The sequence below is a fragment of the Kitasatospora sp. NPDC057512 genome, assembly GCF_042802135.1.
Taxonomy (GTDB): Bacteria; Actinomycetota; Actinomycetes; order Streptomycetales; family Streptomycetaceae; genus Kitasatospora.
On record NZ_JBHVET010000463.1, the window covers coordinates 1 to 6,952 of the forward strand.

The 6,952-nt window shown below is 73.5% G+C and carries 6 protein-coding genes; 2 read left to right on the top strand and 4 right to left on the bottom strand.

The window, feature by feature from the left end:
• Nucleotides 1–53: 53 nt before the first annotated feature.
• Genes ACFU6K_RS26200 through ACFU6K_RS26210 form a run of 3 tightly spaced genes read right to left on the bottom strand, consistent with a single transcriptional unit; the run spans nt 54 to nt 3,540 of the window.
• Nucleotides 54–962, bottom strand: coding sequence for an SDR family oxidoreductase (locus ACFU6K_RS26200; protein WP_380666953.1), 909 nt, complete (start codon nt 960–962; stop codon nt 54–56).
• A complete protein-coding gene (locus ACFU6K_RS26205) occupies nt 959–1,972 on the bottom strand; it encodes an alpha/beta fold hydrolase (RefSeq protein WP_380666955.1) in 1,014 nt (337 codons plus the stop codon). Before ACFU6K_RS26205 ends, ACFU6K_RS26200 begins: the two co-directional genes overlap by 4 nt.
• Complete coding sequence (locus tag ACFU6K_RS26210; RefSeq protein WP_380666957.1) at nt 1,969–3,540, bottom strand: flavin-containing monooxygenase; 1,572 nt, start codon at nt 3,538–3,540, stop codon at nt 1,969–1,971. The genes ACFU6K_RS26205 and ACFU6K_RS26210 overlap by 4 nt, the downstream gene beginning before the upstream one ends.
• Before the next feature lie 222 nt (nt 3,541–3,762).
• Here ACFU6K_RS26210 and ACFU6K_RS26215 point away from each other — a divergent pair, with 222 nt between their 5' ends.
• Nucleotides 3,763–4,551, top strand: a complete 789-nt coding sequence (locus ACFU6K_RS26215) for a MerR family transcriptional regulator (RefSeq protein WP_380666959.1) — start codon at nt 3,763–3,765, stop codon at nt 4,549–4,551.
• 290 nt (nt 4,552–4,841) lie between these two features.
• Entirely contained in the window at nt 4,842–5,657 is an 816-nt protein-coding gene (locus ACFU6K_RS26220; protein ID WP_380666961.1) for an ABC transporter substrate-binding protein, read from the top strand.
• Between the two features lie 49 nt (nt 5,658–5,706).
• Here the strand turns inward: ACFU6K_RS26220 and ACFU6K_RS26225 are convergent, their stop codons facing one another.
• A complete protein-coding gene (locus tag ACFU6K_RS26225) occupies nt 5,707–6,642 on the bottom strand; it encodes a CPBP family intramembrane glutamic endopeptidase (protein ID WP_380666963.1) in 936 nt (311 codons plus the stop codon).
• Nucleotides 6,643–6,952 lie beyond the last annotated feature (310 nt).

Here is a 6,952-nt window from a genome sequence, read left to right on the forward strand (position 1 = left end):
TCCGTCAGCTGTCCGCTGTCGGCCGTCAGTCGTCCGCTGCCGGCTTTCGCCCGTCAGTCGCCCGCCCCGCCGCTCCGGCTCCCCCGGACCGCCGTGTCCGCCGCGCCCCCGGCGCCGACGGCGCGCAGGCGACTGGCGGCGGTGGCGGCGAGCTGGGGGGCGAGCCGGGCCACGTCCCGGGAGCCGACCACCGCGATCAGGCTGGGTAGCAACCAGCGGACCGGTTGCATCCCGCGCAGCCAGGCCTGGGCGTAGACGTGGGCGGACCGGCGGGCGATCCCGGCGACGATCCGGTCCACCGCGGGCTCCAGCGGATACGTCTTGTTCGCCGGCCACGGCAGCCGGGAGCGCATCTGCTTCAGCACGGCGTCCTCGTCAGCTCCGCGCACCATGTCGGTGTCGGTCCAACTCAGGTACCCGACACCGACCTTGACCCCCTGGTAGGCCACCTCGGCGCGGATCGAGTGGGCGAAGGCCTCCACCCCGGACTTGCTGGCGCAGTACGCGCTCATCAGCGGCGCGGGGGTCAGCGCGGCGAGCGAGGCGATCTGGAGCAGGTACCCGCGGCTCTCGGCGAGCGCCGGCAGGAAGGCCCGGGCGGTGGCCACGCTGCCGAGCAGGTTGACCTCGATGACCCGGCTGAACGCCCGGTGGTCGCTGTCGGCCAGTGGCCCGCCGAGGGCGATCCCGGCATTGGCGACGACGGTGTCGACCCGCCCGTAGTGCTCCTTGATCCGCCGCGCGGTGTCCTCCAGCGCGTCGAGGTCGGTGACGTCCACCTCCCAGCTGGTCGCGGACGGGCCGCACTGCGCGGCGACGGCCTTCAGCTCCTCCGGCTCCAGCCCCAGCAGGGCCACCTTGGCCCCGCGCCGGGCGAGTTTGCGGGCCAGCGACGCGCCGACGCCGCGCGCGGCCCCGGTGACGACGACGACCTGCTCGGACAACGGCGGGATGGCGTTCATGCGACAGCGGTCCTCTCGTCGGTGGAAGCGGGAACGGCGCCGGCGGGCGCGGCAGCGGTGACGGGCGCGGCGGCGGTGGCAGGCGCGGCGGCGGGCGCGGCCGTCAGGTACCCCGAGGCCATCCGGTGGATCTCGGCGGCGACCTCCGCCGGGCGCTCCAGCGGCGACATGTGGCCGACCCCGGGCAGCAGCAACAACCCCTGCGCGTCCTGGAGTTCGGCGACCATCCGGTGCGCGTGCACCGGCGGGGTCAGCCGGTCGTCGGTGCCGACCACCACCGCCGTGGGCGCGGCGAGCCGGGCAAGCCCGGCGTGGACGTCCAGCCGGTCCAGCACCGCGGCCCAGTTGGCGCGGACGGCGGTCGGGCAGGCGTGCACGATCCGGGCCGTAGCCTCGACCTGGCCGGCGGGCGAACCGGCGCCCATGGTCGCGTACTTGAGCGCCGCCCGGCTGACCGGCGAGACCGGCCCGAGCGGCAGCCGGGAGCGCAGCAACTGCCGGTGCAGGAAGCGCCGCAGGCCCCGGGCGCGTACGGCCGGTGGCAGGACGGTGAGTTCGGCCACCAGCTCGCCCGGCCCGGTGGAGATCAGGACGGCCGCGGCGGTGCGCTCGGCGACCTCGGGACGGCCACCGGCGGCCATGATCGTCATCCCGCCCATGCTGTGCCCGGCGAGCACGGCCCGTTCGCCCGCCGGCACGGTCCGCGCGAGCACGGCGGACAGGTCCTCGGCCAGCGCCCTGGTCGAGTAGCGGGCCCGGCTCGGCGGGATCTCGCTGTGTCCGTGGCCGCGCTGGTCGTAGGCCACCACCCGGTAGCGGTCGGCCAGCAGGCGGATCACCGGGGCCCAGAAGGCGGTCGAGCAGGTCCAGCCGTGGGCGAGCACCACGGTGGGTGCGTCGGACCGGCCGTGCACCTCGACGTGCAGCCGGATGCCGTCCGCCGACCGTACGCTCAACTCCTCCACCGGAACGGGCGGTTCGTACTCCTCGGGCAGCCGGACGCCGTTCACGCGGAGACCTCCTGGACAGCGCGGGCGGCCGCCGGTGCGGCGCGCATGATCAGCTCGTACTCGCCGAGGTCGACCCTGCGGGTGGCCCGGCGGAACGAGGTGGTGGAGCCGGGCCAGAGCACGGTGTTCCGGCCGCTCGGGTCGAGGTACCAGCTGAGGCAGCCGCCGGTGGTCCAGACGGTACGGTCCATCCGGTGCTGGAGTTCGAGGTTCCACTGCCGCTGGGCGCGCGCGGTGGGCTGCATCGCGGCGGCGCCGATCGAGCCGAGCGTGGTCAACGCGTCGATCATGTAGTTCAGTTGGGACTCGATCATCAGGATCATCGAGCTGTTGCCGAGACCGGTGTTGGGCCCGATGACGAAGAAGAGGTTCGGGAAGCCGTGCACGGTCGAGCCGCGCAGCGCCTCCATGCCGTCCTTCCACTCCTCCGCCAGGCTGGTGCCGTTGGCGCCGAACACCCGGGCGCCGATGGGCATGTCGGTGACGTGGAAGCCGGTGCCGAAGACGATGGCGTCCACCTCGTGCTCACTGCCGTCGGCCGCGACCAGCGTGGAGCCGCGCAGTTCGCGCAGACCGGAGGAGACGACCTCGGTGTTGGCCGCGGCGAGCGCCGGGTAGTAGGTGTTGCTGAGCAGGATGCGCTTGCAGCCGATCCGGTAGTCCGGGGTGAGCCTGGCGCGCAGCGCCGGGTCGGGGACGCCCTGGGCGATGTGGCGTTCGGCGAGCTGCTGGACCAGGCGCAGCAGTCCCGGACGGCGCACGAAGGCGTCCACCTGGAGCTCGCGGAGGGCGAACAGGGTGCCGCGGCGGATCTTCGCGGTGACCGGCAGCCGGCCGTGCAGCCACTTCTCCAGCTGGCTGATCTCGCGGTCGCGGCGCGGCAGCACCCAGGCCGGGGTGCGCTGGAAGACCGTCAGCCTGCCGACCCTGGGCTGGATCGACGGGATGATCTGGGCGGCGGAGGCCCCGGTGCCGACCATCGCGACGCGCTTGCCGGTCAGGTCGAAGTCGTGGTCCCAGCGGGAGGAGTGGAACACCTTGCCGGGGAAGTCGCTCAGCCCGGGCAGGTCGGGGATCTGTGGGTCGGCGAGCGGTCCGGCGGCGGAGACGATGGCGTCGGCGGTCCACCGGCCGGCCGAGGTGGTGATCTGCCAGCGGGTCTGCTCGGCCTCCCAACGCGCTTCCAACACCTCGGCGTTGAAGCGAAGGTGGGGGCGGAGGCCGAAGACGGTGGCGACCTTCTCCAGGTAGGCGCGGATGTCCGGCTGGCCGGAGAAGCTGCGCGGCCAGTCGGGGTTGGGCGCGAAGGAGAAGGAGTAGAGGTGCGAGGGCACGTCGCAGGCGCAGCCGGGGTAGCTGTTGTCGCGCCAGGTGCCGCCGACCGAGTCCGCCCGCTCCAGGACCACGAAGTCGGTGATCCCGGCACGGCGCAGCCGGACCGCGGCGCCGAGTCCGCCGAAGCCGGAACCGATCACCGCCACCCGGACGTGCGGGACGGACTCCTGCGCCGCGGCGGTGCCGGTCGCCGCGGACGCGCCGGAGCGGGGGCGCTTGCTGCTGGATGCCATGCGGCAACCTCCTGAGGGTGGGACGGTGATCGTCGCGCTCTCCCGGCGAGCGTGCCCCGGAACCTCCTGGGGCCCGCCTCCGGATCCTCCCGGGGTCCGCCTCCGGGACCCCGCCAATCGCGCCAGTAATCACTGGCATGGTTGGCAGGGTAGCCCTTGCTGACACCGGATGGAAGAAGCACGACCGCTCCGGTTCGGGGAACCCTCCGGGCCGACGGACCTATGCTGATCGCCGTGGACAAGGTCAGAGCTGCTGCGGGCGACAGAAAACGCGAGTACCGGGTGGAGGAACTGGCCGAGGCCGCCGGCATCACCACCCGCACCCTGCGCTTCTACCGCGAGCGCAAACTGCTTCAGCCGCCCCGCAAGGAGGGCCGCATCGCCTGGTACGGCGAGGAGCACCTGGCCCGGCTGCGGATGATCGGCGAACTGCTCGAACGCGGCCACACCCTGGGCGGCATCGCCGAGCTGATCGGCGCCGGCGAGAGCGGGCGGGACGTCGCCGAACTGATCGGGCTGGAGGCGGCGATCGCCGCGCCGTGGTCCGACGAGACCCCGGTGCGCCTGGACTGGGACGAGCTGAAGACCGCCTTCGGCGACCAGCTGACCGAGGAGAACACCGCCGAGTCGATCGCCCAGGGCTACATCACCGTCGAGGAGGACGGCATCACCCACGTCAGCCGCCGGCTGATGGACGCCACCACCGAACTGGTGGCGGAGGGGGTGCCGCTCTCGGCGGTGCTGGAGGCCAGTCGGCGCACCCGGGAGCACGTGGACGCCATCGCCGAGATCTTCATCGAGGTGGTCAGCGAGCACCTGCTCAGCGCGCTGGCCGCCGACACCCCGCTGCCGCCCGGCGAGGCGGCCCGGCTCACCGAGCGCATCCTGCGGGTGCGGCCGCTGGCGCGCACCGTCGCGGACGCCCAGTTCGCCCTCGCGATGGACCGGCGAGTGCACGTCGAGTACCTCGAACTCCTGCGCCAGCGACGGGAGAACGGTTCCGAGGCGTAACCTGGCGACGGCGCGGGCAGGGATTTCCGCGCCCTGCCCGTACGTTGGAGGTGCCGCCGATGGCCCGACCGCTCAACCGCCGCGCCGCTCTCGGCCTCGCCGCCGGGCTCGCCCCGGGGCTCGTGCTCGCCGCGTGCGGGTCCGACTCCCCGGCGCCGGGCGACGGTTCGTCCGGTCGCGGTCCGTCCGGCTCCGGTTCGTCCGGCGGTTCATCCGGTGGTTCATCCGGTGGCGGCTCATCCGGCTCAGGCGGCACCCGGACGGTCCGGCACGCGCGCGGCGAGAGCACCGTGCCGGACCGGGCGAGCCGGGTGGTGGCCCTGGACACCGACGCACTGGACTCGGTGCTCACCCTCGGGCTCAGCCCGGTCGGCGCCACCACCGTCACCGCGGGCGCCCCGTTCCCCGCCTACCTGCCCGCCGAACGGCTGTCCGGGACGAGGCCCGTCGGGGCCATCGGCCAGCCCAGTCTGGAGACGATCGCGGCACTGCGGCCGGACCTCATCCTGAGCAACCAGGTCCGCGACAACAAGCGGTACGACGAACTGTCGAAGATCGCGCCGACGGTGCTCTCCAACACCACCGGGCCGGCCTGGAAGGAGAACGTCCGCCTGCACGCCGAGGCGCTGGGCCGCCAGACCGAGGCCGACGCGGCGGACGCGGCCTACCGGGCGAAGCTGCGGGACCTGGTCACCGCGCTCGGCGGACCGGCCAGGGCGGCGGCCACCCGGGTCGAGATGGCCCGCTTCCTGGCGGGCGCGCCGACCAGGCTCTACCTGAACGACACCTTCGTCGGCTCGCTGTTCAAGGAGCTCGGGCTCGGGCGGCCCGCCAACCAGGACAAGCCCGGTTTCTCGATGGAGATCAGCCCCGAACAGGTGGACCAGGCCGCGGCCGACGTCATCTTCTACACGGTGTACGGGGACGCGGCCAAGTCCGACCAGGGGAAGATCACCGAGGGGGCGCTCTGGAAGAACCTGGACGCCGTGCGCAACGGGCGGGTGTTCCGGGTGGACGACAACCTGTGGATGCTCGGCATCGGCTACACCGGGGCCGGGCTGATCCTGGACGAGATCCGCAAGGACCTGGCCCCGGCGAGCGGCTGACGGGCGACGGGCGACGGGCGACGGGCGACGGGCGAACAGTCGGCGCGCGTCACCCCTGCCCGTACCGGTCCGGTCGCAGGCGCCCGGTGGAGGCGAGGAAGGCCACGAACCCGCCGAGGACGACCCAGCCGGGCCAGCCCGCCAGCGACATGGTGAGCGGGTCCAGCTCGGCAGCCGGGTCCGCGAACTCCCGGACCATCGACACGCTCACGCTGCTCGTGAAGGCGTGCGCCAGCACCGCCGGGACCACCGACCCCGAGCGCAGCCTCAGCCAGGTGAAGACCGGCAGGACGAGCACGCAGCTCACCGTCAGCGCGGGCACCGCCAGGTACCAGGGCCGTCCCGGGTACTGGCCGCCCATCAGCAGCGTCGGCAGGTGCCAGAGCGCGAAGGCCGTCCCCGCGAGCAGGTACGCCCGGACCAGCACCACCCCGCCACCGGCGCCCTCGCCTCCGCCCTCTCGCCGGCCGAGCAGCAGCAACCGGGGGAAGAGGAAGCCCTGCCAGCCGATCTCCTCACCGAAGAACAGCGGCAGCGAGAGCACCATCCCGATCAGTCCCTGGACCGCCCACGATGCGATCCGCCCCGCGTCCAGCGAGCCGAAGCCGGCGAACGGGTAGCTGCCCGCCAGCGCGCCGAGTGCCAGCGTCGCGGTCGTCAGCCCGCCGAGCACCCCGAGCGGCAGCAGGCAGGCCCGGACCGCACGGGCCCGGGGCCGCGGCCGGCGCAGTGCGAGCGCCTCCCGCACCCCGCCCCGCTCGACGAAGCGGACCACCAGCAGCGCCGCCAGCGCCGGGGCCAGCATGGCGGCCGCGATGCAGATCTGCTCCGGCGCGCCGACCCCTTCCCGGGCGTCGGTGCGCCGGTAGCCGTCGGCGAGCAGCGGCGTCATCGCCGCCCACATCCCGGCGTAGGCGAGTACCAGGTAGACCAGCAGGCCGCGCCGCCGGACGGCGCTCGGCGGGGTTCGCGTCAGTAACGTCATGCCGAGGACGCTACGGATCCGGAGCTTCGCCCCGGAACCAAGTGCACTGCCGTTCCCGGGGGTTGTCCGCTGCCACCGCGATGGTCGAGTTTTCTGGGTGTACGGGGGCCACCGTCGGTGCTACCAGGCCCCGCGCTCCACGCCCGGCCATCCCCTCCGTCATCCCGTCCGCCATCGCGTGCGCCGTCCCGCCCGCCGTCCCGTCCGCCATCCCGTGCGCCTCGAATCGCCACGGAAGCTGCACGGAAAGGAAAATTGACGTATCGTCAGGCGTCACACAGCGGGGGCGACGGTGGTCCGCTCACCGTCG

Excerpts from the sequence above, each read along its gene's own strand:
- ACFU6K_RS26200 (WP_380666953.1), bottom strand. The coding sequence starts at position 962 with ATGAACGCCATCCCGCCGTTGTCCGAGCAGGTCGTCGTCGTCACCGGG.
- ACFU6K_RS26210 (WP_380666957.1), bottom strand. The coding sequence starts at position 3,540 with ATGGCATCCAGCAGCAAGCGCCCCCGCTCCGGCGCGTCCGCGGCGACC.
- ACFU6K_RS26215 (WP_380666959.1), top strand. The coding sequence starts at position 3,763 with ATGCTGATCGCCGTGGACAAGGTCAGAGCTGCTGCGGGCGACAGAAAA.
- ACFU6K_RS26225 (WP_380666963.1), bottom strand. The coding sequence starts at position 6,642 with ATGACGTTACTGACGCGAACCCCGCCGAGCGCCGTCCGGCGGCGCGGC.